At 71.8% G+C, this 24,061-nt stretch carries 18 protein-coding genes; 9 read left to right on the forward strand and 9 right to left on the reverse strand.

Features of this window, described 5'->3' with window-relative positions:
- Positions 1 to 13 precede the first annotated feature (13 nt).
- The 3 genes from AB0M92_RS09300 to AB0M92_RS09310 all read right to left on the reverse strand — a co-directional run bounded on the left by AB0M92_RS09300 (position 14) and on the right by AB0M92_RS09310 (position 4,575).
- The gene (locus AB0M92_RS09300; RefSeq protein WP_366101473.1) at positions 14 to 2,422 is read right to left on the reverse strand and encodes an ABC transporter permease; all 2,409 of its coding nucleotides are present in this window, start codon (positions 2,420 to 2,422) and stop codon (positions 14 to 16) included.
- Positions 2,422 to 3,282: an ABC transporter ATP-binding protein gene (locus AB0M92_RS09305; RefSeq protein WP_366101651.1), complete on the reverse strand. Its 861-nt coding sequence runs from the start codon at positions 3,280 to 3,282 to the stop codon at positions 2,422 to 2,424. The genes AB0M92_RS09300 and AB0M92_RS09305 overlap by 1 nt, the downstream gene beginning before the upstream one ends.
- Positions 3,283 to 3,432: 150 nt before the next feature.
- The gene (locus tag AB0M92_RS09310; protein ID WP_366101474.1) at positions 3,433 to 4,575 is read right to left on the reverse strand and encodes a PP2C family protein-serine/threonine phosphatase; all 1,143 of its coding nucleotides are present in this window, start codon (positions 4,573 to 4,575) and stop codon (positions 3,433 to 3,435) included.
- Between the two features lie 118 nt (positions 4,576 to 4,693).
- Here AB0M92_RS09310 and AB0M92_RS09315 point away from each other — a divergent pair, with 118 nt between their 5' ends.
- Positions 4,694 to 5,926, forward strand: coding sequence for a GNAT family N-acetyltransferase (locus tag AB0M92_RS09315; RefSeq protein ID WP_366101475.1), 1,233 nt, complete (start codon positions 4,694 to 4,696; stop codon positions 5,924 to 5,926).
- Positions 5,927 to 5,987: 61 nt separating this feature from the next.
- Here the strand turns inward: AB0M92_RS09315 and AB0M92_RS09320 are convergent, their stop codons facing one another.
- Together AB0M92_RS09320 and AB0M92_RS09325 are read right to left on the reverse strand one after the other, a co-directional pair.
- Positions 5,988 to 6,794: a DNA-formamidopyrimidine glycosylase family protein gene (locus AB0M92_RS09320; RefSeq protein ID WP_366101476.1), complete on the reverse strand. Its 807-nt coding sequence runs from the start codon at positions 6,792 to 6,794 to the stop codon at positions 5,988 to 5,990.
- Positions 6,795 to 6,866: 72 nt separating this feature from the next.
- Positions 6,867 to 7,352: a ribose-5-phosphate isomerase gene (locus tag AB0M92_RS09325; protein WP_366101477.1), complete on the reverse strand. Its 486-nt coding sequence runs from the start codon at positions 7,350 to 7,352 to the stop codon at positions 6,867 to 6,869.
- Between the two features lie 221 nt (positions 7,353 to 7,573).
- On the opposite strand from AB0M92_RS09325, the gene AB0M92_RS09330 reads away from it, so the two are divergent.
- Complete coding sequence (locus AB0M92_RS09330) at positions 7,574 to 9,007, forward strand: amino acid permease (RefSeq protein WP_366101478.1); 1,434 nt, start codon at positions 7,574 to 7,576, stop codon at positions 9,005 to 9,007.
- A 68-nt stretch (positions 9,008 to 9,075) separates the two neighbouring features.
- Here the strand turns inward: AB0M92_RS09330 and AB0M92_RS09335 are convergent, their stop codons facing one another.
- Positions 9,076 to 9,657, reverse strand: a complete 582-nt coding sequence (locus tag AB0M92_RS09335; protein WP_366101479.1) for a biotin transporter BioY — start codon at positions 9,655 to 9,657, stop codon at positions 9,076 to 9,078.
- A 287-nt stretch (positions 9,658 to 9,944) separates the two neighbouring features.
- Here AB0M92_RS09335 and AB0M92_RS09340 point away from each other — a divergent pair, with 287 nt between their 5' ends.
- The 3 genes from AB0M92_RS09340 to AB0M92_RS09350 all read left to right on the forward strand — a co-directional run bounded on the left by AB0M92_RS09340 (position 9,945) and on the right by AB0M92_RS09350 (position 13,787).
- The gene (locus AB0M92_RS09340) at positions 9,945 to 11,363 is read left to right on the forward strand and encodes an amino acid permease (protein ID WP_366101480.1); all 1,419 of its coding nucleotides are present in this window, start codon (positions 9,945 to 9,947) and stop codon (positions 11,361 to 11,363) included.
- Between the two features lie 197 nt (positions 11,364 to 11,560).
- On the forward strand, positions 11,561 to 12,970 hold the full coding sequence (locus AB0M92_RS09345) for an amino acid permease (protein ID WP_366101481.1): 1,410 nt from the start codon (positions 11,561 to 11,563) through the stop codon (positions 12,968 to 12,970).
- Between the two features lie 160 nt (positions 12,971 to 13,130).
- A complete protein-coding gene (locus AB0M92_RS09350; protein ID WP_366101482.1) occupies positions 13,131 to 13,787 on the forward strand; it encodes a superoxide dismutase in 657 nt (218 codons plus the stop codon).
- Between the two features lie 122 nt (positions 13,788 to 13,909).
- On the opposite strand, the gene AB0M92_RS09355 is transcribed toward AB0M92_RS09350, so the two are convergent.
- A complete protein-coding gene (locus AB0M92_RS09355) occupies positions 13,910 to 14,557 on the reverse strand; it encodes a DsbA family protein (protein ID WP_366101483.1) in 648 nt (215 codons plus the stop codon).
- 125 nt (positions 14,558 to 14,682) lie between these two features.
- On the opposite strand from AB0M92_RS09355, the gene pepN reads away from it, so the two are divergent.
- Positions 14,683 to 17,241, forward strand: coding sequence for an aminopeptidase N (pepN, locus tag AB0M92_RS09360; protein ID WP_366101484.1), 2,559 nt, complete (start codon positions 14,683 to 14,685; stop codon positions 17,239 to 17,241).
- Between the two features lie 167 nt (positions 17,242 to 17,408).
- On the forward strand, positions 17,409 to 18,368 hold the full coding sequence (locus AB0M92_RS09365; RefSeq protein WP_366101485.1) for a hypothetical protein: 960 nt from the start codon (positions 17,409 to 17,411) through the stop codon (positions 18,366 to 18,368).
- On the opposite strand, the gene AB0M92_RS09370 is transcribed toward AB0M92_RS09365, so the two are convergent.
- Together AB0M92_RS09370 and AB0M92_RS09375 are read right to left on the reverse strand one after the other, a co-directional pair.
- On the reverse strand, positions 18,344 to 19,246 hold the full coding sequence (locus tag AB0M92_RS09370) for a pyridoxamine 5'-phosphate oxidase family protein (RefSeq protein ID WP_366101486.1): 903 nt from the start codon (positions 19,244 to 19,246) through the stop codon (positions 18,344 to 18,346). The genes AB0M92_RS09365 and AB0M92_RS09370 overlap by 25 nt on opposite strands.
- A 47-nt stretch (positions 19,247 to 19,293) precedes the next feature.
- Positions 19,294 to 19,752 (reverse strand): VOC family protein, encoded by a 459-nt coding sequence (locus AB0M92_RS09375; protein ID WP_366101487.1) that lies wholly within the window; start codon positions 19,750 to 19,752, stop codon positions 19,294 to 19,296.
- A gap of 130 nt (positions 19,753 to 19,882) precedes the next feature.
- Here AB0M92_RS09375 and AB0M92_RS09380 point away from each other — a divergent pair, with 130 nt between their 5' ends.
- Both AB0M92_RS09380 and AB0M92_RS09385 read left to right on the forward strand, forming a co-directional pair.
- On the forward strand, positions 19,883 to 20,449 hold the full coding sequence (locus AB0M92_RS09380; protein WP_366101488.1) for a CGNR zinc finger domain-containing protein: 567 nt from the start codon (positions 19,883 to 19,885) through the stop codon (positions 20,447 to 20,449).
- Positions 20,450 to 20,723: 274 nt separating this feature from the next.
- A complete protein-coding gene (locus AB0M92_RS09385) occupies positions 20,724 to 24,050 on the forward strand; it encodes a S8 family serine peptidase (protein ID WP_366101489.1) in 3,327 nt (1,108 codons plus the stop codon).
- Positions 24,051 to 24,061: the final 11 nt, after the last annotated feature.

The raw sequence follows: 24,061 nt of genomic DNA on the forward strand, positions 1-24,061 counted from the left end.
ACGACCAGTCCGGCTAGGACGCGTACGCCCCCTTGCGCAAGGTCCAGCGGGCCGGGAGGAGGGTGGCCGCCAAGCCCAGGGCGAGGGCCGCCGCGGCAAAGGAGGCGTACAGCACCGGCGGGATGTGCGGGGGCGCCCCCGTCACGGCCTTGGTCAGCGGGAACAGCGTGGCCAGGGCGATCGCGCTGCCCAGGGCGATGCCCGCGCCGCCGATCAGGAGGGCCTCCCAGCGGAGCATCCGCAGCACCTGGCGCCTGGTCGAGCCGACCAGGCGCAGCATCCGCAGCTCGCGGCGGCGGTCGAGCACGGTCATCACCAGGGTGTTGGCGGCGGCGACGGCCGCGAAGCCGCCGAGGAGGGCCGCCATGACGGCGTTGGCCCAGGCGTTGATCTCGCGGTCCGTGCTCTGCGCGGTGGTCCAGTCCGAGGGGGACATCGCGGGCCCCAGTCCCGCCGGGAGCGGGCCGCGGATCAGGAGTTCGGTGGCGCGCCCCGCCGTGGTGTGGCCGGTCAGGTCGGACGCCGGGAGGGTGACCTGGCCGAGGCCCAGGCCCCGGGTGTAGACGGCCACGATCTCGGGGTTCGCCGGGACCCCGTCGGGGAGCCGGAGTTCGACGTGGTCACCGACGCCGAGCCGGGCGGACTCCGCCAGGCTGCGGTCCACGGCGACCGTGCCGGGGCGCAGCGCGCCGAGGGCGCCCTCGCGTACGCCCAGGTCCTGGACGGTGGTGACGTCGCCCGCGACGCCCTGGGCCGTGGCCGACTGGAAGCGCCGTTCGGCGCCCGTGCCGAACATCGCCAGCACCGAGGTGCGGGTGAGCGCGACTCCGCCGCGCGCGTCGACCGGCGGGTCGGTGATCACGTGGTCCGCCAGGAGACCCGCCGTCTGTTGCCGCCGCGTCGCGTCCTCCTCGCTCGTCTGCAGGAAGACGAGGGTGGAGGAGAAGGCCATGGCGAGCACGATCGGGGTGATCGCGGACGCGAGCCGGCGGGCATGGGCACGGGAGTTGGCGGCGGCGAGGGAGCCGGACGCGCCCGCGGCGCGCAGCGGGAGGCCGAGCAGGTCGGCGCAGGCGCGGGCGATCAGCGGGCCGAGCAGGGCCACGGCCAGCATGAAGAGCATGACCACGCCCAGAGCGGCGTTGGCGGCGTCCTCCCCGCCGGAGGTGGCGGCGAGCCCCGCACAGGCAGCCCCGCCGGCCACGGCGGCGAGGCCCAGCGGCGTACGGATCCACCCCGGCCGAACCCGTTCCACTGCGGCCGCGGCCAGCGCCTGGCCGGGCCGGATCCGGGCGGGCCGGCGCGCGGCGGCCCAGCCGGCGAGCAGCGCGGTGACCAGGCCGACGCCGGCGGCCGTGACGAGCGGGATCCAGGAGACGGCGAGCTCGACCCCGTCCGGGATCGCACCCTTGGCCTGGAGCTGTCCGAACCACCAGGCGGCGAGGCCGAGGCCGGGTACGCAGCCCAGCACACCCGCGGCGGGCGCGACGAGCAGGGCTTCGGTGGCGACGATGCGCCGGATCTGCCGCGGGGTGGCTCCGACGGCGCGCAGCAGGGCGAACTCGCGGGAGCGCTGCCCGACGGAGAGCGCGACCGTCCCGGCGGCGGTGAAGACGGCGACGAGGGTGGCGATGCCGCCGAAGGAACCGCCGAGGCCCGTCAGCAGGTCCTTGGCGCCCGCGAGCCGCGGGTCCACGGCGCGGGCGGCGCCGGTCAGCACCTGCGCGCGGCCGTCGACGGCCGCGCGCACCCGCTCGGGGTCGGCGTCGAACAGGACCACGGCGTCGAGCGCGCCGGGGTGCCCTGACAGGGCGCGGGCCTCGGCGTCGGAGAACCAGACGCCGGTGCCCCGGGCCCGTCCCACGACCTGGAAGTCCCGCTTCCCGACCGGGGTGTCGAGCGAGATCCGGTCCCCCGCGGACCCGGCCCCCGCACCGGCACCGGCCCCCGCAGCGGCACCCGCACCCGCACCCAGCACGACCTCCCCCGGAGCCCCCGGGGCCCGGCCGTCCGCGAGCGCCGTCCCCGTGAAGGCGGACGCGCCCCAGCCCGAGGCCTCCGCGGTGCCGGAGCCCTCGACGCCCCGTACGGGGAACACCACGTCGGGGACGGCCCGGCCCAGCGGGGCCAGCCGCTCCAGCAGGGCGGCGTCGACCCTGGCCCGCTCCGGGACCCGTACCGCTTCCTCGTAGGCGCCCTCGCCGCTGCCCGCCTGCCAGTGGATCTGCTGGTCGGCGGCCACGACGAGGGGCGCCTGCGCGTAACGGGTCGGCGGGATGGCCGCCCGGGCTCCGCTCTCCAGCAGGATCCCGCAGGCGGAGACGATGGCGACGGTCATGAGCAGGGCGACGAAGGTGCCGGCGAAGGCGGCGGGGCGAAACCGCACCGCCGCCCGGGCCAGGCCGTTGGGGCGGATCGGCATCAGGCGGCCGCTCCCGCGTACGCCGGGGCGGTGAGGGCGGTCATCCGGGCGGCGACGGTCTCGGCGGAGCTCCGCGGGAGGCGGTCGGCGATCAGGCCGTCTGCGAGGAAGAGCACCTGGTCGGCGGAGGCGGCGGCGGCCGGGTCGTGGGTGACCATGACGATGGTGGCACCGAGGGAGTCCACGGCGGACCGGAGCAGGCCGAGGACCTCGGCGGCGGTGGTCGTGTCGAGGGCGCCGGTGGGTTCGTCGGCGAAGACGACGTCGGGGCGGGTGACCAGGGCCCGTGCGATGGCGACGCGCTGCTGCTGGCCGCCGGAGAGCTCGGCGGGCCGCCGCCGGCCCTTGCCTTCGAGGCCGACCCGGGCGAGCAGGTCGGCGGCACGGTCCCGGTCCCGGCGCGAGGATCCGCCGCCGGCGAGCCGCATCGGGAGCAGCACGTTCTGCTCCACGGTGAGGGAGGGCAGCAGGTTGAAGGCCTGGAAGACGAAGCCGAGTCGGCTGCGGCGCAGCTCGGTGAGCCCGTTCTCGTTCATGCCGGTGATCTCGGTGCCGCCCAGGCGGACGGAGCCCGCGGTGGGCACGTCCAGTCCGGCCGCGCACTGGAGGAAGGTGGACTTGCCGGAGCCGGAGGGTCCCATCACGGCGGTGAAGCTGCCGCGCGGCAGGCTGAGGTCGATCCCGCGCAGCGCGTGCACGGTGGCGGCCCCCCGCCCGTACTCGCGCCGTACGCCGCGCAGCTCGACGGCGGCGGAGCCGTCGTACGGTGCCTGCACGGCCCCGTCGTACGGTGCCTGCGCCGTGCCCTCGTAGGCAGCGTGCGCGCTCTCGCGCCGCCGCCTGCTCCGCCGGAGCCCCATGGTGTGCCGCCTTCCGTACCCGTCGGTGATCGTGTTCACGACGCTACGGAGCCGGGTGGGGGCGCGGACATGGCGGAGCCCGGCGGATCGGGGGTGGGGAAAACCCCCGCACGAAGGTCGGGGGGGGGGAGGCCGGGGGCGGTCGGGGTATCAGGGTGAGCGGCGGATGAGCAGCAGGGCGCGGTCGTCGTTGACGTCCTTGGCGACCTTCTCGATCAGGTGCCAGGCCGCGCCCTCCCACCCGGCGGCGACGTAGCGGTCGGCCTCGCCGGTGAGGCGGTCGATGCCCTCGCTGATGTCGCGGTCGACCGTTTCGACCAGCCCGTCGGTGAAGAGCATGAGGACGTCGCCGCGGCGGAGGTTGCCGCGGGCGGGCTCGAACTCGGCCCCGTCGTACACCCCGAGCAGCGGGCCCTCGCCGGACTTCTCCTGCCAGCGGCCGGTGCCGGCGGAGAGCTGGAGGGCGGGCAGGTGGCCGGCGGAGAGGAGCTCGTAGTCGCCGGTCTCCAGGTCCAGGACGAGGTGGATGGAGGTCGCGAAGCCCTCGTCCCAGTCCTGGCGGAGCAGGTAGCCGTTGGCGGCGGGCAGGAAGCCGTGCGGGGGCAGGGCGCCGAGCAGCCCGCCGAACGCGCCGGACAGCAGCAGGGCGCGCGAGCCCGCCTCCATGCCCTTGCCGGAGACGTCGGTCAGGACGATCTCCAGGGTGCGGCCGCCGTTCGTCCGGGCGGCGACGACGAAGTCGCCGGAGAAGGACTGGCCGCCGGCCGGGCGCAGGGCCATCTCGCGGTGCCAGCCGCGCGGCAGGGCGGGCAGCTTGCTCTGGACGCGGATGCGTTCGCGCAGGTCGAAGAGCATGGTGCCGCCGCGCCGCCAGGGCACGCCGACGCGGCTGCGGAACTGCGCGATGACCAGCCCGAAGAATCCGCAGGCGGCCACGACCAGGACCGTTCCGGGGGTGACCCGGGCCGGTCCCAGGGTGTACGGGCCGAGGACCAGGGCCTCGACGATGAGGGCGGCCGCGGAGGCCGCGTACAGCGCGAGCAGGCTCGCGGGGCGCAGCAGCAGGCCGCCCGCGACGATCGGCAGGACGAGGGCCGAGGGCGAGAACCAGACGGGCAGCATGAGCGTGCCGCAGGCGATCGCGGGCACGGTCAGGAGGAGGCCGGCGAAGGCGAGCCAGTCGGAGGCGTCCCCGCGGAAGTAGTCGACGGCGGATTTGCGCAGGGCTGTGCGGGCCCGGTGCGACAGCATGCGCGTCCGGGCCATGAGCGTCTCGATGCGTGCTCCGGCCATTGCTTCGGGACCCTATCCATCCTGACTGTGCGTGCGCAGGGGGACCCCCGGACCTGGGGGGCTCCGGCCGGTCGAAAACCCTTCGACTGTGACGGAATGCCCTGGTAAGGATGGGCGTATGGCTCTTGAGATGCGCGTATTGCAGGCCGATGAGTGGGATGTCTGGTACGACCACCTGGAACTGGCGTTCGGCGGGGTGCCGGAGTCTCCCCAGGAGCGGGAACTCTACAAGTCCCTGACGGAGCCGGGCCGCTCCCTGGGCGTCTGGGACGGCGGGACCTGCGTCGGCTCGGCCGGCGCCTTCTCCTTCCGGCTGTCGGTGCCGGGCGGGGCGCCGGTGCCGGCGGCCGGGGTCACGATGGTGGGCGTCGCGCCCACGCACCGCCGCCGCGGGGTGCTCACGTCGATGATGCGCCGCCAGCTCGACGACGTCCGGGCGGGTGGCGAGCCGATCGCCGTGCTGACGGCCTCGGAAGGGGCGATCTACGGGCGTTTCGGCTACGGCATCGCGACGTACGCCCTGTCCCTGACCGTCGACACCACCCGCGTGCGGCTCGCGGTGCCGCCGGGGACCGACGAGGTGCGGCTGCGCCTCGTCGACCCGGAGAAGGCGCTGCCGGAGTGCGAGCAGGTGTACGCGGAGCTGGTCGCCCGGCGGCCCGGCATGCCGGCGCGGCAGCCGGGCTGGGAGCGGGTGTCCCTGCTGGACCCGGAGTCGATGCGCGAGGGCGCGTCGCCGCTCAAGTGCGTGGTGGCGGAGCGGGCGGACGGCGAGATCGCCGGGTACGCCCGCTACCGGGTCAAGCCCGTGTACGAGAACGGCTGGGAGGGCAAGGTCGAGGTGGCCGACCTCGACGCGCTGGACCCGGCGGCGACGGCCGCGCTCTGGCGCTACCTGTTCGGGATCGACCTGACCGCGACCGTACGGGCGGGCCGGCGGCCGGTGGACGATCCGCTGCTGCACCTGGTCAGCGACGTCCGGCGCTCGCGCCCCAGCCTGCGCGATTCGCTGCACCTGCGGCTGGTGGACCTGCCGGCGGCTCTGGAGGCCCGGTCGTACGGGGCTCCGCTGGACGTGGTGATGGAGGTCGAGGACGCGTTCTGCCCGTGGAACGAGGGGCGGTGGCGGCTGGTCGGCGACGCGCAGGGCACGGTCGGCTGTACGCGGACCGCGGACCCGGCGGACCTGGAGCTCTCGGTACGGGACCTGGGCTCGGCGTACCTCGGCGGGATCACCCTGACCTCGCTGGCGGCGGCCGGCCGGGTGCGCGAGCTGCGCCCGGGGGCCCTGGCGCAGACCTCGCGGGCCTTCGCCTCCGATGTGGCCCCCTGGCTCCCGCACGGCTTCTGAGCGGCCGCCGGACCCGCCGCACCCGCCGGCCTCGTCGGCCTCGGCGGGTGCGACAGGACTCTCAGCGGGTCTGACAGGACGGGCACCAGAAGAGGTTCCGCGCCGCCAGGTCGGCGGTGCGGACCTCGGTCCCGCAGATGTGGCAGGGCATGTTCGCCCTGCGGTAGACGTACACCTCGCCGCCGTGGTCGTCCACGCGCGGCGGGCGGCCCATGGCCTCGGGCAGGTGCTCGTCGCGGACGGTGTCGATCCGGTTGTTCCGTACGCCCTCGCGCATCAGCGCCGCCAGGTCGGCCCACATCGCGTCCCACTCGCCGCGCGTGAGGTCCTTGCCCAGCCGGTACGGGTCGATGCCGTGCCGGAACAGGACCTCGGCGCGGTAGACGTTGCCGACGCCCGCGACCACCTTCTGGTCCATGAGCAGGGCGGCGACGGTGGTGCGGGAGCGGGAGATCCGCTTCCAGGCGCGGTCCGGATCGTCGGACGGGCGCAGCGGGTCGGGGCCGAGCCGCTCGTGTATCGCCTTCTTCTCGGCGTCCGTGATCAGCGCACAGGTGGTGGGGCCGCGCAGGTCGGCCCAGTGCTCCGCGCCCAGCAGCCGCAGCCGGACCGTGTCGGTGGCGGGCGGCGCCGGGGCGGGGCCGAAGCCGAGCTTGCCGAAGAGGCCGAGGTGGATGTGGATCCAGGCGTCGCCGAGTTCCAGGAACAGGTGCTTGCCGTGCGCCTCGGCGCCGTCGAGGTCCCGCCCGTCGAGCAGGGCCGCGCTCTCGGCGAAGCGGCCCTGCGGGCTGCTCACCCGTACCGGCCGCCCGGCGAAGCGCTCGGTGTGGTCCTGGGCGAGGCGGTGGATCGTATGCCCCTCGGGCACTGCACTGCTCCTTAGGCGGGAAACAGCCGTGCCGCCGGGCCACGAGCCACGGCGGCACGGTGAAGCGGAGGATCAGCCCTGCGGGTGGTGGGCCGGGATCGGGGGGAGCTCGCCGGTCCGCTCGTACGCGGAGAGCATGTCGATGCGGCGGGTGTGGCGCCCCTCGCCGGAGTACGGGGTCGCCAGGAAGGCCTCGATGAAGGAGACGGCCTCGTCCTGCGTGTGCATGCGGCCGCCGACCGAGATCACGTTGGCGTTGTTGTGCTCACGGCCCAGCTTCGCGGTCTCGACGCTCCAGGCCAGGATGGCGCGGACGCCCTTGACCTTGTTCGCGGCGATCTGCTCGCCGTTGCCGGAGCCGCCGATGACGATGCCGAGGCCGTCGGCGTCCGCGGCGGTCTTCTCCGCGGCGCGCAGGCAGAACGGCGGGTAGTCGTCCACCGCGTCGTAGATGTGGGGCCCGCAGTCGACGGGCTCGTGGCCGTTGTTCTTGAGCCAGTCCACCAGGTGGTTCTTGAGCTCAAAGCCGGCATGGTCGGATCCGAGGTACACGCGCATGCGACGAGTGTGGCACGAGCGCCCCGGAAGAAGTGCGGAGGGGTGTCGCGTAAGTCACTTCTAAAGCTCAAGTAAACCCAAAGAACGCAGATGGGACACGGCGGGACCCGGGTCCTGGACGTTCGTCCCAACGCAACGATCCGGACTGAGGTCTTCCGTCCTACGTTCATCTCAGGTTTGAATGCCGGGGCCTCGCAACCCGAGAACCTAAGGATCCGTCCATGAGCTCCACGACGACCCTTCAGAAGCCAGGAGACCCCACCGGTAACTCCGGTGAGGGCATGCCCTCCGACGGTCTGAAGGCCGGTCTCAAGAACCGCCACCTTTCCATGATCGCCATTGGCGGCGTCATCGGCGCCGGTCTCTTCGTCGGCTCTGGTGGCGGTATCGCCAAGGCCGGTCCCGCCATCCTGATCTCGTACCTGCTCGTCGGCGCGATGGTCGTCTTCGTGATGCGGATGCTCGGCGAGATGGCTGCCGCCAGCCCGAACTCGGGCTCCTTCTCCGCGTACGCCGACCGCGCGCTCGGCCGCTGGGCCGGATTCTCCATCGGCTGGCTGTACTGGTTCTTCTGGGTCGTCGTGCTCGCCGTGGAGGCGACCGCCGGCGCCAAGATCCTCGAAGGCTGGGTCCCGGCCGTCCCGCAGTGGGGCTGGGCCCTGATCGTGATGGTGGTCCTGACGGTCACCAACCTCGGCTCGGTCGCCTCCTACGGCGAGTTCGAGTTCTGGTTCGCCGGCATCAAGGTCGTCGCCATCGGCGCCTTCGTGATCGTCGGCATGCTCGCCGTGTTCGGCGTGCTGCCGGGCTCGGACAACCCGGGCGCGGGCTTCGCCCACCTCACCGACGCCGGCGGGTTCATGCCGAACGGCTGGGGCTCCATCCTCACCGGCGTATTGATGGTCGTCTTCTCCTTCATGGGCAGCGAGATCGTCACCCTGGCGGCGGGCGAGTCCGAGGACCCGCGCCGCGCGGTCACCAAGGCCACCAACTCGGTGATCTGGCGCATCGGCATCTTCTACCTGGGCTCGATCTTCATCGTCCTCACCCTGCTGCCGTGGAACGACAAGTCGATCGTCGACAAGGGCTCGTACGTCGCCGCCCTGGACTCCATCGGCATCGCGCACGCCGGCCAGATCATGAACGTGATCGTCCTGACCGCCGTGCTGTCCTGCCTGAACTCGGGCATGTACACGGCCTCCCGCATGGCGTTCTCGCTGGGCGAGCGCGGTGACGCGCCCAAGATCTTCGCCAAGGTCAACAAGCGCGGCGTGCCCATGGCCGCGATCCTGGGCTCGGTCGTCTTCGGCTTCGCCGCCGTCTACTTCAACTACAGCTCCCCCGACACGGTCTTCAGCTTCCTGCTGAACTCCTCGGGTGCGATCGCGCTCTTCGTGTGGCTGGTCATCTGCCTGACCCAGCTGCGCATGCGCAAGATCCTCGTCCGCGAGGCGCCGGACAAGCTGACGGTCAAGATGTGGCTCTTCCCGTACCTGACGTGGGCCACCGCCGCGATGATCACCTTCGTCCTGGCCTACATGGTCTACGACAAGGACAACCGCGAGACGGTCATGCTGTCGCTGCTCGTCGCCGCCGTCGTGCTGGTCGTCGGCGTGGTGCGCGACATGCGCCGCAAGGCCGCCGAGCGCGTCTGATCCGCCCCATGACGCAGCCCCGGACCACCACGCGTGGTCCGGGGCTGTGTCGTAGGGGGCGGGGGCCGTCAGCCGCGGCCGGCCAGCTTCCACGTGGCGGGCAGCAGGCCCATCGCCAGCGCCGCCTTGAGCGCGTCGCCGATCAGGAACGGGGTCAGGCCCGCGGCGACGGCCGCGCCGAAGGACATCCCGGTGGACAGCGCCAGGTACGGCACGCCCACGGCGTAGATCAGGGCCGAGCCCAGCGCCATCGTGCCCGCCGTACGGAGGACCGAGCGGTCGGCTCCGCGGCGGGCCAGTGCGCCCACGACGGTGGCGGCGAGGAGCATGCCGAGCACGTAACCGAACGAGGCCCCGCCCGCGCCGGAGGTCCCGCCCGCGAACCACGGCACGCCCGCCATCCCGACGAGCGCGTACAGGGCGAGGGAGAGGAAGCCGCGGCGCGCGCCGAACGCGGTGCCGACGAGCAGAGCCGCGAAGGTCTGGCCGGTGACCGGGACCGGGGAGCCGGGTACGGGCACCGCGATCTGCGCGGCGAGGCCGGTGAGCGCGGCTCCGCCGGCGACGAGCGCGATGTCGCGGACGCGGCTCGCGGGCAGCAGGTCGGCCAGGACGGCGCCGGGGCGGAAGGAGACGGAAGCAGTGCTCATCGGAGGCTCCGCGGAGTGAGGGTGACGGGACGATCACCGACGCTAGTGCGCGGCCGGGCGCCGCCCCACCTCCGGCCGGGACAAAGCCCTGCTCACCGCTTTGGTGGGGAGTGCACAAAGAGGCTGGTTCGCATCCCTGCGGGAGTGATCCGCGTCACGAGCCAGATTCAGACAACACGTCCGTTTTTGCGCGGATGGGCGCCGTCCGGCGAGACTGTAGGGTCCCGCCAATCCGAATGCGGAGCCCCCACCGCCGCTGCCGAGCACGAGAGTACGAGCATCCACTCATGCGCGACCGCTTGCCCACCACCCCTCCAACCGGTCCCACCCCTGCCGGCGGGCCCGAGGTCCCGGTGGAACCCCTCAGCCACAGCCTCAAGCAGCGCCACCTGACCATGCTGGGCCTCGGCGGCGTGATCGGCGCCGGGCTGTTCGTCGGCTCCGGGGCCGGCATCGGCATCGCCGGCCCCGCGATCATCTGCTCGTACCTGCTGGCGGGCGCCCTCGCCATGCTGGTGATGCGCGCGCTCGGCGAGATGTCGGCGGCGATGCCCGCCTCCGGCTCCTTCTCCGTGTACGCCGAGAAGGCCCTGGGGCGCTGGGCCGGGTTCTCGGCGGGCTGGCTCTACTGGTTCCTGCTGGTCGTGGTGCTGGCGGTGGAGGCCACCGGCGCGGCGAAGATCGCGAACGGCTGGCTGCCCTCGGTCGACCAGTGGGTCTGGGTGCTGATCTTCATGGTGGTCTTCACCGTGAGCAACCTGGCCGCCGTGAAGAACTTCGGCGAGTTCGAGTTCTGGTTCGCGGCCCTCAAGGTCGGCGCGATCGTCCTGTTCCTGATCCTCGGCACGCTCGCGATCTTCGGCGTGCTCCCGGACACCGACCCCATCGGCATGGCCAACCTGACCGGCCGGGGCGGGTTCTTCCCCGAGGGCTTCGGCGGGGTGGTCGCGGGCATGCTCGCGGTCATCTTCGCCTTCGGCGGCCTGGAGGTCGTCACCATCGCGGCCGCCGAGTCCGACAACCCGGCCAAGTCGGTGGCCCGCGCGGTGCGCAGCGCCGTGTGGCGCATCCTCTTCTTCTACGTCGGCTCGATGGTGGTCATCGTGACCCTGCTGCCGTGGGACTCGCTGGAGCCGGGGCAGAGCCCGTACGTCGCCGTCCTGGACTCCATCGGGATCCCCGCGGCCGGTCAGATCATGAACATCGTGGTGTTCGTCGCACTGCTCTCGGCGCTCAACGCCAATCTGTACGGCTCCTCGCGCATGGTGTTCTCGCTGGCCGAGCGCGGCGAGGCGCCCAAGGCGCTGCTGAAGGTGTCGGGCGGCGGGGTGCCGCGCCGGGCCGTGTTCGCCTCGGTGGCCTTCGGCTTCGTGTCGGTGGTGCTGAACCTGCTGTGGCCGGACACGGTCTTCCTCTACATGCTCAACGCGGTCGGCGCGGTGCTGTTGTTCGTGTGGGCGCTGATCGCGGTCTCGGAGCTGAAGCTGCGCCGCATGCTGGAGCGGGACATGCCGGAGCGCCTCACACTGCGGATGTGGTGCTTCCCGTACCTGACGTGGGCGGCGCTGCTGGGCATGGCGGCGGTGCTGGTGCTGATGCTGTTCGACGACTCGGCGCGGCCGCAGCTGCTGTGGTCCTCGGGCGCGGCCGCGGCCGTCCTGGTGGTGGCGTGGGTGCGCGAGCTCAGGGCGCGCAAGGCCGCCTGACCCCGTTCCCGCCCCCGGAGGCCGTGGTCCATTCGGCCCCTGTCGCGGGCCCGGTCTCCGGTCGCGAGCGTACGGGGACGATCACCGGCGGTCATCTCACTGTCCGAATAACGGACGCTCAGCGTCCGAAGATCGGACAGGGGTGAGACTGGGGCACTTCCTCCCGTCCACCCGCACACCGGACAGGCAACACCTCCATGAGCCAGACATCCACCGCGCCCCGCGCCCAGGACGCGCCGTCCCCGGCCGACGGCGGATCCCCCCTCGGCAACGGCCTCAAGCAGCGCCACCTTTCGATGATCGCCCTCGGCGGGGTCATCGGCGCCGGCCTCTTCGTCGGCTCCGGCGCCGGAATCGCCGCCGCGGGTCCCTCGATCGTGATCGCGTACGCGGCATCCGGTCTGCTCGTGATGTTCGTGATGCGGATGCTCGGTGAGATGTCCGCCGCCAACCCCGCCTCCGGCTCCTTCTCCGTGCACGCGGACCGGGCGATCGGCCCCTGGGCCGGATTCACGGCCGGCTGGATGTTCTGGACCCTGCTGTGCGTGGGCGTGGCCATCGAGGCGATCGGCGCGGCGCACATCATGACCGGCTGGTTCCCGGGCACCCCGTCCTGGATCTGGGTGCTGGCCTTCATGGCGCTGTTCTGCGGCACCAACCTGGCCGCCGTCTCGAACTTCGGCGAGTTCGAGTTCTGGTTCGCCGCCCTCAAGATCGGCGCGATCGCGCTCTTCCTGGGCCTGGGCGTGCTGGCCGTCCTGGGCCTGCTGCCCGGCACCTCCTCCCCCGGCGGCGCCAACCTGCTGCACGACGGCGGGTTCCTGCCCAACGGCATGGACGGCCTGCTGGTCGGACTGCTCGCCTCGGTCGTCGCCTACGGCGGCCTGGAGACGGTGACCATCGCGGCCGCCGAGTCGGAGGACCCCGTCAAGGGCGTGGCGCGGGCCGTGAAGACCACCATGTGGCGGATCGCGATCGTCTACGTCGGCTCGATGCTGGTCATCGTCACGCTGCTGCCGTGGAACGACCCCGCGGTGACCGAGGACGGCCCGTACGCGGCCGCCCTGGACCACCTCGGCATCCCGGCCGCCGGCGAGATCATGAACGTGGTCATCCTGATCGCCCTGCTGTCGGCGATGAACGCCAACATCTACGGCTCCTCGCGCATGGCCTACTCGCTCGTCTCCCGCGGCCAGGGCCCGAAGGCGCTGGGCAAGGTCAGCGGCCGGGTGCCGCGCCGCGCGGTGCTCGCCTCCTGCGCGTTCGGCTTCGTCACCGTCCTGCTGTCGTACTGGTACCCGGACACCCTGTTCGCCTGGCTGCTGAACATGGTCGGCGGGGTCATCCTCGTCGTCTGGGGCTTCATCGCCGTCTCGCAGTTCGTGCTGCGGCGCCGGCTGGAGCGGGAGGACCCTTCGAGGCTGGTCGTGAAGATGTGGGGCTTCCCGTACCTGACCTGGGTGGCGCTGGCCGGGGTGGCCGGGGTGCTGGTCCTGATGGTGCTCGACCAGGACACCCGGGTCCAGGTGGTCTTCACCGGCGGCCTGACCGCCGCCCTCGCGGTGACCGGCTACGTGATGCAGCGCCGGGCGGCTGCCGCCCGCTGACACCCGCTCCGTCCCAGGTGGGCCCCGTGCGATCGCACGGGGCCCGCCGTCGTTCCACGTAGGTGACCCTTACGTGATCAGTGGAATAGATACTGCTAGCGTGCAGTTGCGCATTGATTGCAATAAGCAGTTGGCACGCTGAGGGGACCGGATAACACGCATGGCCATCTACACGCTTCCTGAGCTTCCGTACGACTACGCGGCGCTGGAGCCGGTGATCAACCCGCAGATCATCGAGCTTCACCACGACAAGCACCACGCGGCTTACGTCACCGGCGCCAACAACACGCTGGAGCAGCTGGCGGAGGCCCGCGACAAGGAGAACTGGGGTGCGCTGAACGGCCTGGAGAAGAACCTGGCCTTCCACCTCTCCGGTCACATCCTGCACAGCATCTACTGGCACAACATGGCCAGCCCGAAGACCGGCGAGGGCGGCGGCGAGCCCACCGCGGCCGACGGCCTCGGCGACCTGGCCGACGCGATCGCCGAGTCCTTCGGCTCGTTCGCGAAGTTCAAGAAGCAGCTGACCTTCGCGTCCTCCGCGACGCAGGGCTCCGGCTGGGGCGTCCTCGCGTACGAGCCCGTCAGCGGCCGCCTGGTCGTCGAGCAGGTCTACGACCACCAGGGCAACGTGGGCGTGGCCAGCACCCCGATCCTGGTCTTCGACGCCTGGGAGCACGCCTTCTACCTGCAGTACAAGAACCAGAAGGTGGACTTCATCGAGGCCATGTGGAACGTCGTCAACTGGCAGGACGTGGCCGGTCGCTACGCCGACGCCAAGGCGAACACCCCGCTGCTGATCCCCGTCAAGGGCTGATCACAGCCCCGCAAGCCGTCCGCCCCGTGATCGTCTTCTCAACCTTCGCGTGCGGGCGTGTCCAAAGGAAGACCCCCGCAAGGACGTGACTTGCGGGGGTCTTCCGTGTACGACGGCGGGGCCTACTCGAAGGAGGGGCCCTTCGTACGGGTGCGCTTGATCTCGTAGAAGCCGGGGGTCGAGGCGACCAGCAGGGTGCCGTCCCACAGCCGGGCGGCGGCCTCGCCGCGCGGGGTCGGGGTGACGACCGGCCCGAAGAAGGCCACCTCGTCGCCCTCGGCGCCGGGCACGGAGATCACCGGGGTGCCGACCTCCTGGCCGACGCGCTCGATGCCGTCGTTGTGGGAGTCGCGCAGCACGTGGTCGTACTCGTCGGAGTCGGCGAAGGCGAGCAGCTCGGCCGGCAGGCCGACCTCCTCCAGCGCCTCGGCGATGACCTCGCGGGTCGCGCCCTTGTCCTCGTTGTGGATCCGGGTGCCGAGCGCGGTGTAGAGCTTGCCGGTGATCTCCTCACCGTGCTTCTGCTGGGCCGCGATGACCACGCGCACCGGCGCCCAGCCCTTGGGGCCGAGCAGCTCGCGGTAGCGCTCGGGCAGCTCGTCGAGCTTGTTCTCGTTCAGGACGGCGAGGCTCATCACGTGCCAGCGCACCTCGACGTCGCGGACCTTCTCGACCTCCAGCATCCAGCGGGACGTCATCCAGGCCCAGGGGCAGAGCGGGTCGAACCAGAAATCGACCGGGGTCTTCTCGCGCACCTGGGTGTCGGCCATGTCTCTCCTCTGATCGCTGCGTGCATCACTGGTCGTGTTCCCCCTCGGCAACCAGGCCGGGCCCGCCCGCATTCCCCCGTGCGAGGATTCCGTCAGGTATCGCGATCACGCACGAAGGAGTGCACGTGCCCGGAGAGAATCTGTCCCGTGACGAGGCCCGCGAGCGGGCCGAGCTGCTGTCCGTCGACGGGTACGAGGTGGTCCTCGACCTGAGGTCCGCCGTGGACGAGGCCGAACCGGCCGAGGGTCCGCGGACCTTCCGCTCGGTGACCACGATCCGCTTCCGGGCCGCCGCCCCGGGCTCGGCCACCTTCGCCGACCTCGTCGCCCCGTCGGTGAACTCCGTCACCCTCAACGGGCGGGAGCTGGACCCGGCCGCCGTCTTCGACGGGGCGCGGATCGCCCTGGCCGATCTGGCCTCCGAGAACGTCCTGGTGGTGGACGCGAACTGCGCGTACAGCCGGACGGGCGAAGGCATGCACCGCTTCGTCGACCCGGAGGACGGCGAGGTCTACCTCTACACGCAGTACGAGCCGGCCGACGCCCGCCGCGTGTACGCGAACTTCGAGCAGCCCGACCTGAAGGCCCCGTACCGCTTCGAGGTGACCGCGCCGGAGGGCTGGCACGTCTGGAGCAACGGCGCCGAGGAGTCCCGCGAGGGGCTGACCCGGCGCTTCGCCGAGACCGCGCCGATCTCCACGTACATCACCTGCGTGGTGGCGGGCCCGTACCACTACGTGACGGACAGCTACACGCGCGGGGACCTGACGATCCCGCTGGGCGCGATGTGCCGCAAGGGGCTGGCGAAGCACTTCGACGCGGACGACGTCTTCCTGGTCACCAAGCAGGGCTTCGACTTCTTCCACGAGCACTTCGACTACCCGTACCCGTTCGGGAAGTACGACCAGGCCTTCGTGCCGGAGTACAACCTGGGCGCCATGGAGAACCCGGGGATGGTGACCTTCCGCGAGGAGTACATCTTCCGCGGCAAGGTGACTCGGGCCGCCTACGAGCGGCGCTGCAACACGATCCTGCACGAGATGGCCCACATGTGGTTCGGCGACCTCGTCACCATGAAGTGGTGGGACGACCTGTGGCTGAAGGAGTCCTTCGCGGACTTCATGGGCTCCTTCTCGCAGGTCGAGGCGACCCGCTTCGACCAGGCCTGGGTGACCTTCGCCAACAACCGCAAGGCGTGGGCGTACCGGGCCGACCAGCTGCCCTCCACGCACCCGATCACGGCCGACATCCGTGACCTGGAGGACGCGAAGCTCAACTTCGACGGCATCACGTACGCCAAGGGCGCGGCGGTGCTCAAGCAGCTCGTCGCGTACGTGGGGCGGGAGGCGTTCCTGGAGGGCGCGCGGCGCTACTTCAAGGCCAACGCGTACGGGAACACCACGCTGGACGATCTGCTGTCGGTGCTCGGCGAGGTCTCCGGGCGGGACATGGCCGAATGGTCGCGGGCGTGGCTGCAGACGGCCGGCGTGAACGTGCTGACGCCGGTGCTGACGTACGACGCGGGCGGCCGGGTGACCGAGCTGGCCGTGGTCCAGGAGGGTGACGAGCTGCGCCCGCACCGGGTCGCGGTCGGCCTGTACCGGATGGAGGACGGCTCGCTGGTCCGCTACGCGCGGGCCGAGGCGGACGTGGCCGGCGCCTCGACGGTCGTGGCGAAGCTGGCCGGGCAGGAGCGTCCCGACCTGGTGCTGGTCAACGACGACGACCTCACGTACTGCAAGATGCGCTTCGACGAGGGCTCGCTGGCGACGCTGCGCGAGCGGCTCGGGAGCGTGGCGGACCCGCTGGCGCGGGCGCTGTGCTGGTCGGCGCTGTGGAACCTGACGCGCGACGGGCTGATGCCGGCGCGCGACTTCATCTCGATGGTGCTGGCCCACGCCGGCCGCGAGAGCGACGTCGGCGTGCTGCAGATGCTCCACTCGCAGGCGCTGTCCGCGGTCACGCACTACGCGGCGGCCGACTGGCGCGAGCAGGGCGGCCGGGTGCTGTCCTCGGTGGCGCTGCAGGAGCTGCGGATGTCGGAGCCGGGCTCGGAGCACCAGCTGACCTGGGCCCGTTTCTTCGCGGCGGGCGCGGCGACCGAGGGCGACTTCCAGCTGCTGCTGGGGCTGCTGGACGGTTCGGCGCGGATCGACGGGCTAGACGTGGACCAGGAGCTGCGGTGGGACTTCCTGCTGCCGCTGGCCGCGCACGGAGCGGTGGACGAGGCCGCGCTGGCGGCGGAACTGACGCGCGACGACACGGCGTCGGGCAAGCGGCACCAGGTGCGCTGCCTGGCGGCGCGGCCGTCCGAGGCGGTCAAGGACCAGGCGTGGGCGACGGTCGTCGAGTCGGACGCGCTGTCGAACGCGCTGGTGGAGGCCACGATCTCGGGCATGCAGCAGCCTTCGCAGCGGGCGCTGCTGGCGCCGTACGCGGAGCGCTACTTCGAAGTGATCGAGCGGATCTGGGCGGACCGGTCGATCCAGATCGGCATGCACGTGGTGAAGGGGATGTACCCCTCGCTGGAGGACTCGGAGTCGACGCTGGCCGCCACCGACGCCTGGCTCTCCGCACACGCCGATGCCGCTCCGGCGCTGCGCCGTCTGGTGCTGGAAGCCCGTGACGACCTGGCCCGGGCGCTGCGGGCGCAGGCCTGCGACGCGGCGGCCTCGGCGGTCTAGCCCGCTGTCGGCGGGGCCGGTCCGCCCAGGGGGACCGGCCCCGCCGACGGATGCGAACGACGGTATCGGCTTTCGAACGGCCGTACTTTAGTGCGGGCTTGTCCCGATTTGTCGACGGGCGTGTAACAGGGGTTAGCAGGGCCGGGGCGGGCGGGAATCTCCGCCGCATGAACCACAACGCGCCCCTCCCCCTCGCCCACCTCACCGGCGCCAGCCCCCGCGTGATGAGCCTCACCCAGCTCCGCGAGCACGGCGTCAGCGCCTCCGAGGCCGCCGAGCGGCCCTGGCAGGAAATCCTGCCCGGGGTGTTCCTCCTCCACCCCGGCGCCGCGACCAGCGAGGAGCGCCTGCACGCCGCCCTGCTGTACGCCGGCCGGCGCGGCGGGGAGGCCATGATCACCGGGCTCGCGGCCCTCGCGCTGTACCGCTTCGGCTCCGCGCCCGCGCTGCTCGCCCTGACGCAGATCGACGTACTGGTGCCCCACACCCGCCGGCTCCGCTCCGTCGACGCCGTCCGGATCGTGCGGACGCACACCCCGCCGCGTCCGCAGCAGGTGACCGGACTGCCCGTCGCCCCGGTGGCCCGGGCCCTGGCGGACGCGGTCGGCCAGCTCTCCGACGCCGGTACCGTACGCCGGCTGCTCAGCGAGGCCGTCCGCGGCGGTCACTGCGAACCCGCGGCCGTCGTAAGGGAGCTGACGGTGGCCCGGCTGCTGAACCGGCCCCATGTCGTGGACGCCGTCGAGTCCCTGCTCGCGGAGGGCCGGGCCATCGCCGAGGACCGGCTGTACCAGCTCGTACGGGGATACGAGCTCCCCGAGCCGGTCTGGAACGTGGACCTGCGGCTGCCCGGCGGCCCGCACCTCGGCGGGGTCGACGCGTACTGGCCCGACCAGGCGGTCGCGATCGAGATCGACACCCGCGCGCCGCGGCAGGGCGAGGACGAGCAGTTCTCGGAGGCGGTGCGCAAGCGCGAGACCCTGGAGCGGCTCGGCGTCACCGTCCTGCACATCACCCCGCGCAAGCTGCGCGACTGGCCCGAGCAGCAGGCCGCGGTGGTGCGCACCGCCCTGACGGCGTCCGCCGACCGCGAGCCGGCCGCCTACCTGGTCGTACTCCCCCGGTGAGGCACCGGCGCCGGATTGGCCGGCGAGTACTCCGGGGCGCTCCAGCGCAGCCGCCCGGGGTGCAGTCCCTCCACCACCGACTCGACCCGGAAGTGGATGCTCCGGCTGCCGTCGGGCCCGTACTCGGTCCGGGCACTGCCGCTGAGCTGGAGCACCGCCCCGCTCTCCCAGTCCGGGAACAGCAGTCCGGCCCGCGGATCGGTGGCCAGGTTCCCCAGGGTCAGGAACATGGCGTTGCCGGCATAGTCCGGCCACGACAGCTCGACGGGCGAGAGCACCTCGACGAAGCCCGGCATCCCGCCCCGGTGGCTGGCGTCGACCCCGTTCCCGGCGGTGGTGGCGACGAAGAAGGTGTCGGCGGCCCGGACGGCCCGTTCCTGGTCGGGGGTGAGCGCGCCCCCGCGCCGCACGACACCGGCTCCGTCGGCGACCAGCTCCAGCGGCTGCCGCTTCTGGATGTACTTGGGACAGTTGGCGAAGACCCGCTCCGCCTCGACCGCGAACCCCCGCGCGGTCACCTCCACGGTGCCGCCGAGGCGCATCCGGCGCCGCGTGCGCGGATCGAGGGAGATGGTCCCGACCCCGGTACCCGCCGTGGCGAGTGCCTCGGCGAGGGGGTCCCCGGCCGGCACTCCGCCGGCGACCGCCATCCTGTGCGGACCCGTGGCCCGGACGAAACCGGGCGGGCCGGTGAGCAGAGAGGCCCACATGCGCCCCGTCCCGTCGGCGGCGCCCACGACCAGGTGCGGCTGCAACTCCAGGAAGGCCGCGGCGACGTCCTTGATGCCCGTACCGATCGAACGGCCGACGTGCTCGGCGAGCTCGCGCACCCCCACGCGTTCCTGCACGGCCAGCGAGCCCTGGTGGTACCGGTCCATGATGCCGCCTCCTGACTGAGCGCCTGATCGCCTGAGCACCTGATGGCCTAGAAGAACCCGCAGGTCGGAGCCCCCGAGACGGGGGCGGGTGCCTCCTCGGCGCCGGCCGGTGCGGAGATCTCCAGGCGGGTGCCGTCGGGGTCGTGGAAGAAGATGCCGCCGGAGGCGGTGCCTTCGCCGTGGGCGACGACCCCTTCGTACGCGAACTCCACGCCCAGCCCGCGCAGCCGCTCCTCGTACGCCCGGACCTCGTCGACGGTGCCGGCGGAGAGCGCCAGGTGGTGCAGTCCCGCGGCCGCCGGGGCGTACCCGCCGGCGGCCTGCTGCCAGAGCGTGAGGACGAGCTCGCCGTCCTGCCCGAGGAAGGCGAAGCGACGGTCCGCCTCCTTGCCTTCGCCCAGCAGCTCGAAGCCGAGGGCGTCCCGGTAGAAGGCGAGGGAACGGCCGAGCTCGGTGACGTTCAGACCCACGTGCCCGGTGCGCAGCTTGCTGATGACAGCCGTCACGGCTGCCCCCTTTCATCGGTTCCACGACCCAGTTGTAACCTTCTAAATCTAGATTAGAGGTTAGGCGCTTCGGCGTCAACCGGTCACGTACCCTTGAGGGGTTAGCAGGGACGTGTGGAGGAGCGGCGAAATGGCGACAGCGGCGGCGGATCCCCGCCCCCTGACGGGCGAGCCGGTCTCACTGGACCTGCTGAACACGCGCTGGATGCAGGACGGCGAGGTCGCCGACCTCTTCGCCGGCGCCTTCGGCCTGACCCGGGTCGAGGGGCTCGCGATCTGGCTGCGCAGCACCGGTCTGGCCGACCGCTTCCGCGCCGACGCCGCCACCCTCGTCCACCTGCTGACCGCCCGCGAGGCACTCGCCCGCGCGGTCGCGGACCCGGCCGACGAGAGCGCGCGCGCCCTGGTCGACGCCGTCTTGGAGCACGGCCGGATCCGGGCCACCCTGACCCCCGAAGGCCCAGGCGAGCGCGCCGAGTTCGAGGACCCGACCTGGGGTCCGGCCTGGACGGCCGCCCGCGACTACCTGGAACTGCTGGGCGTCGCACCCGAGCGGATCCGCAAGTGCGCCTCCGAGTCGTGCGTGCTGCACTTCCACGACACCTCGCGCAACGGCGCCCGGCGATGGTGCTCCATGTCCGTGTGCGGAAACCGGGCGAAGGCCTCGCGGCACTACGCGCGCACGCGCGTGCGCTGACGGCCCGGAAGTTGTCACACCCGATCTGAGACCGGGCTTCGGACCATCCTCGCAATGAGGTCGGGAAGTCGACAAAGCAACTCTTCTACCCCTGCGATTCGGGCGAGTACGCCCCGGTACGGCCTCGATGGCGCATGACGTGACCTGGCGAAAGTCCGCCATGTCAGGTCTCGGTCAATGACAAGGCTCCCCAAAGAGCGGTCGATTGCGCAAAGCTGACCGGTCATCCGGCACCGAAATCCGGACCGTATCTTTCACTTATCCAGGGATGCTGATGACCCTCGAATCCCCCAGCTCCATATCCGGGGCCAGACGCGTCGCGCGCGTCGCGGCCGCGGCCGGCCTGGTCGCAGCGCTGGCGACCGCGGGCGCGATGCCCGTGTTCGCGGCGACCGGCCCCGCCGGCACCCCCGGCACCACCCCGGCCGTCAAGTCCGCCGACGAGAAGATCGGTTCGGCGGACGCCGAGCTGCTCCAGGCGGCCAAGGCCAAGGGTGACGCGACCGTCACCGTCATGGTGGCCACCGCCCCCGGCCAGACCAAGCAGGTCGCCGACCAGCTCGGTGCGGTCCAGGGCGCCTCGGTCGGCCAGACGAACGACAAGCTCGGCTACGTGCGGGCCACGCTGCCGACCGCCAAGGCCGAGGCCGCCCTGAAGGCGGCCGCGAAGCTGTCCTCGGTGCACGCCCTGGACCTCAAGCACGAGATCCAGCTCTCGGACCCGCGTCCCGACGCGGGCAAGGACGCGGGGGCGGCGAGGAAGACCGCCTCCGAGACCTACCCTGGGCCGGACAAGAACACCCCCGCGAAGAACCCCTACAACCCGTCCTTCGAGACGGGCGCGGTCGACTTCGTCGCCAAGAACCCGCAGGCCGACGGCCGCGGCGTGACCATCGGCATCCTGGACTCGGGCGTCGACCTCGGCCACCCGGCGCTCCAGAAGACCACCACCGGCGAGCGCAAGATCGTCGACTGGGTCACCGCGACCGACCCGATCACGGACAACGACGCCACCTGGCGCCCGCAGATCACCCCGGTCACGGCCGCGGGCGGCACCTTCAGCGCCGGCGGCCAGAGCTGGAAGGCCCCGGAGGGCTCGTTCCAGTGGAGCCGGTTCAGCGAGTCGATCACCGCCACCGGTGACGCGAAGGGCGACGTCAACCGCGACGGGGACACCACCGACCGGTTCGGCATGCTCTACGACGCCGCCGCCGGAACCGTCCGCGTCGACACCGACCAGGACGGCGACTTCACGAACAACGAGCCGATGAAGCCGTACAAGGACGGCTACCAGATCGGCTACTTCGGCACCGACAACCCGTCGACCGACGTCGCCGAGCGGATCCCGTTCGTGATCCAGATCCGCAAGGACGTCCCGATGGACCCGCTGGGCGGGGACTGGGTCGGCAAGAAGGCCGACTTCGTCAACATCGGCATCATCGAGTCCGAGCACGGCACGCACGTCGCCGGCATCACCGCCGCCAACAGCCTCTTCGGCGGCAAGATGAACGGCGAGGCGCCCGGCGCGAAGATCGTCTCCTCGCGCGCCTGCTCCTGGTCCGGCGGCTGCACCAACGTCGCGCTGACCGAGGGCATGATCGACCTCGTCGTCAACCGCGGTGTGGACATCGTCAACATGTCCATCGGCGGCCTGCCGGCGCTGAACGACGGCAACAACGCCCGCGCCGAGCTCTACAAGAACCTCATCGACACCTACGGTGTCCAGCTCGTCATCTCGGCGGGCAACGAGGGCCCCGGTCTCAACACCATCGGCGACCCCGGTCTCGCGGACAAGGTCATCTCCGTGGGTGCCGCGGTCTCCAAGGAGACCTGGGCCGCGAACTACGGCTCCGGCGTCACCAAGAAGTACGACATGTTCCCGTTCTCCTCGCGCGGTCCGCGTGAGGACGGCGGCTTCACGCCGACCATCACCGCCCCCGGCGCCGCCATCAACACCACGCAGACCTGGCTGCCCGGCTCCCCGGTGAAGGAGGCCGGCTACAACCTCCCGGCCGGCTACTCGATGCTGCAGGGCACCTCGATGTCCTCGCCGCAGGCGACGGGCGCCAGCGCCCTGCTGCTCTCGGCCGCCAAGCAGCAGCACATGACGGTCACCCCGGCGAGCCTGCGCGTGGCGCTCACCAGCACCGCGAAGAAGATCGCCGACGTCCCGGCGCACGCCCAGGGCTCCGGCCTGATCAACATCGTCGACGCGTGGGAGTCCCTCCAGCGCGACGCCAAGGCCAACGAGTTCACCGTCAAGGCGCCGGTCGACACCGCGATCGACCAGTTCCTGAAGACCCCGGGCTTCGGCACCGGCCTCTACGACCGCGAGGGCGGCCTCAAGGTCGGCCAGAAGAAGGTCTACGACGTCGTCGTCACCCGCACCACCGGCGTCAAGTACGGCACCCGTCACGACCTGACCTGGCGCAACAACGACGGCACGTTCAAGGTCGTCGGCGGCTACGACTACGTCACGCTGCCGCTGAACAAGCCGGTCACCATCAAGGTCGAGGCCAACCCCAAGTCGGCCGGCGTCCACAGCGGCATCCTGCAGCTGGACGACGAGACCACCGAGGGCATCGACAAGCAGATCCTGACCACGGTCGTCGCCTCCACCCCGCTGGCGAAGCCGTCGTTCACGATGTCGAACTCCGCGTCCGTGCAGCGCAACAGCCACAAGTCGTACTTCGTGACCGTCCCGCAGGGCGCGAAGTCCCTTGAGGTCGCCCTCGGCGGCCTGAAGCCGGGCAGCCAGACGCGCTTCATCTCGATCCACCCGTACGGTGTGGGCGTCGAGGACAGCGCGACCACCATGTGCTACCCGAACTACGACAACCCGGCGAACACCTGCCGCCCCGACCTGCGCTCGTACGAGAACCCGCAGCCGGGCGTCTGGGAGATCGAGGTCGAGGCGCGCCGTACGTCGCCGCTGCTCGACAACCCGTTCAAGCTGGACGTCAGCGTCCTCGGCGCGGCCTTCGACCCCGCGGTCAAGGTCCTGCCCGAGGTGAAGCAGGGCACCCCGGCCCCGGTCCAGTGGACCATCAAGAACGACGCCGCGGCGATCAGCGGCGGCAAGCTCCAGGGCGGCCCGCTCGGCTCCGCGAAGGTCGCCAAGCCGACCATCGCGAACGGCGAGACCCAGACCAGCACCGTCACCATCGGTGAGGGCGTCTCCCGCCTGGACGTGGCCATCGGCGGTGTCTCCGACACCGGTGCCGACCTCGACCTCACCGTCCTCAAGGACGGCGTGAAGGTCGGTTCCTCCGCGGACGGCGACTCCGAGGAGGCCGTGACCCTGCTCAACCCGGCCGCCGGCACCTACACCATCCAGGTGGACGGTTACGCCGTTCCGTCCGGCTCCACCACGTTCAACTACCGCGACGTGTACTTCTCGGCCGCCCTGGGCTCCGTCCAGGTCGACGAGGGCGCCGCGGTGAACCTCGCCAACGGCGCCTCGGCGTCCGTCACGGCGAACGTCCTCGCCGCCGCTCCGGCCCCCGAGGGCCGTCAGTTCTTCGGCGAGGTCAAGCTGCTCAACGCCCGCGGCACCGCCGCCGGCACCGGCAGCGTCCAGATCGAGAAGGTCACCCCGTAACGGATGACCGG

This window comes from Streptomyces sp. NPDC051582, assembly GCF_040681715.1.
In the GTDB taxonomy this organism is placed as follows: Bacteria; Actinomycetota; Actinomycetes; order Streptomycetales; family Streptomycetaceae; genus Streptomyces.

Excerpts from the sequence above, each read along its gene's own strand:
- AB0M92_RS09300 (WP_366101473.1), bottom strand. The coding sequence starts at position 2,422 with ATGCCGATCCGCCCCAACGGCCTGGCCCGGGCGGCGGTGCGGTTTCGC.
- AB0M92_RS09305 (WP_366101651.1), bottom strand. The coding sequence starts at position 3,282 with ATGGGGCTCCGGCGGAGCAGGCGGCGGCGCGAGAGCGCGCACGCTGCC.
- AB0M92_RS09310 (WP_366101474.1), bottom strand. The coding sequence starts at position 4,575 with ATGGCCGGAGCACGCATCGAGACGCTCATGGCCCGGACGCGCATGCTG.
- AB0M92_RS09315 (WP_366101475.1), top strand. The coding sequence starts at position 4,694 with ATGGCTCTTGAGATGCGCGTATTGCAGGCCGATGAGTGGGATGTCTGG.
- AB0M92_RS09325 (WP_366101477.1), bottom strand. The coding sequence starts at position 7,352 with ATGCGCGTGTACCTCGGATCCGACCATGCCGGCTTTGAGCTCAAGAAC.
- AB0M92_RS09330 (WP_366101478.1), top strand. The coding sequence starts at position 7,574 with ATGAGCTCCACGACGACCCTTCAGAAGCCAGGAGACCCCACCGGTAAC.
- AB0M92_RS09335 (WP_366101479.1), bottom strand. The coding sequence starts at position 9,657 with ATGAGCACTGCTTCCGTCTCCTTCCGCCCCGGCGCCGTCCTGGCCGAC.
- AB0M92_RS09340 (WP_366101480.1), top strand. The coding sequence starts at position 9,945 with ATGCGCGACCGCTTGCCCACCACCCCTCCAACCGGTCCCACCCCTGCC.
- AB0M92_RS09345 (WP_366101481.1), top strand. The coding sequence starts at position 11,561 with ATGAGCCAGACATCCACCGCGCCCCGCGCCCAGGACGCGCCGTCCCCG.
- AB0M92_RS09350 (WP_366101482.1), top strand. The coding sequence starts at position 13,131 with ATGGCCATCTACACGCTTCCTGAGCTTCCGTACGACTACGCGGCGCTG.
- AB0M92_RS09355 (WP_366101483.1), bottom strand. The coding sequence starts at position 14,557 with ATGGCCGACACCCAGGTGCGCGAGAAGACCCCGGTCGATTTCTGGTTC.
- AB0M92_RS09365 (WP_366101485.1), top strand. The coding sequence starts at position 17,409 with ATGAACCACAACGCGCCCCTCCCCCTCGCCCACCTCACCGGCGCCAGC.
- AB0M92_RS09370 (WP_366101486.1), bottom strand. The coding sequence starts at position 19,246 with ATGGACCGGTACCACCAGGGCTCGCTGGCCGTGCAGGAACGCGTGGGG.
- AB0M92_RS09380 (WP_366101488.1), top strand. The coding sequence starts at position 19,883 with ATGGCGACAGCGGCGGCGGATCCCCGCCCCCTGACGGGCGAGCCGGTC.
- AB0M92_RS09385 (WP_366101489.1), top strand. The coding sequence starts at position 20,724 with ATGACCCTCGAATCCCCCAGCTCCATATCCGGGGCCAGACGCGTCGCG.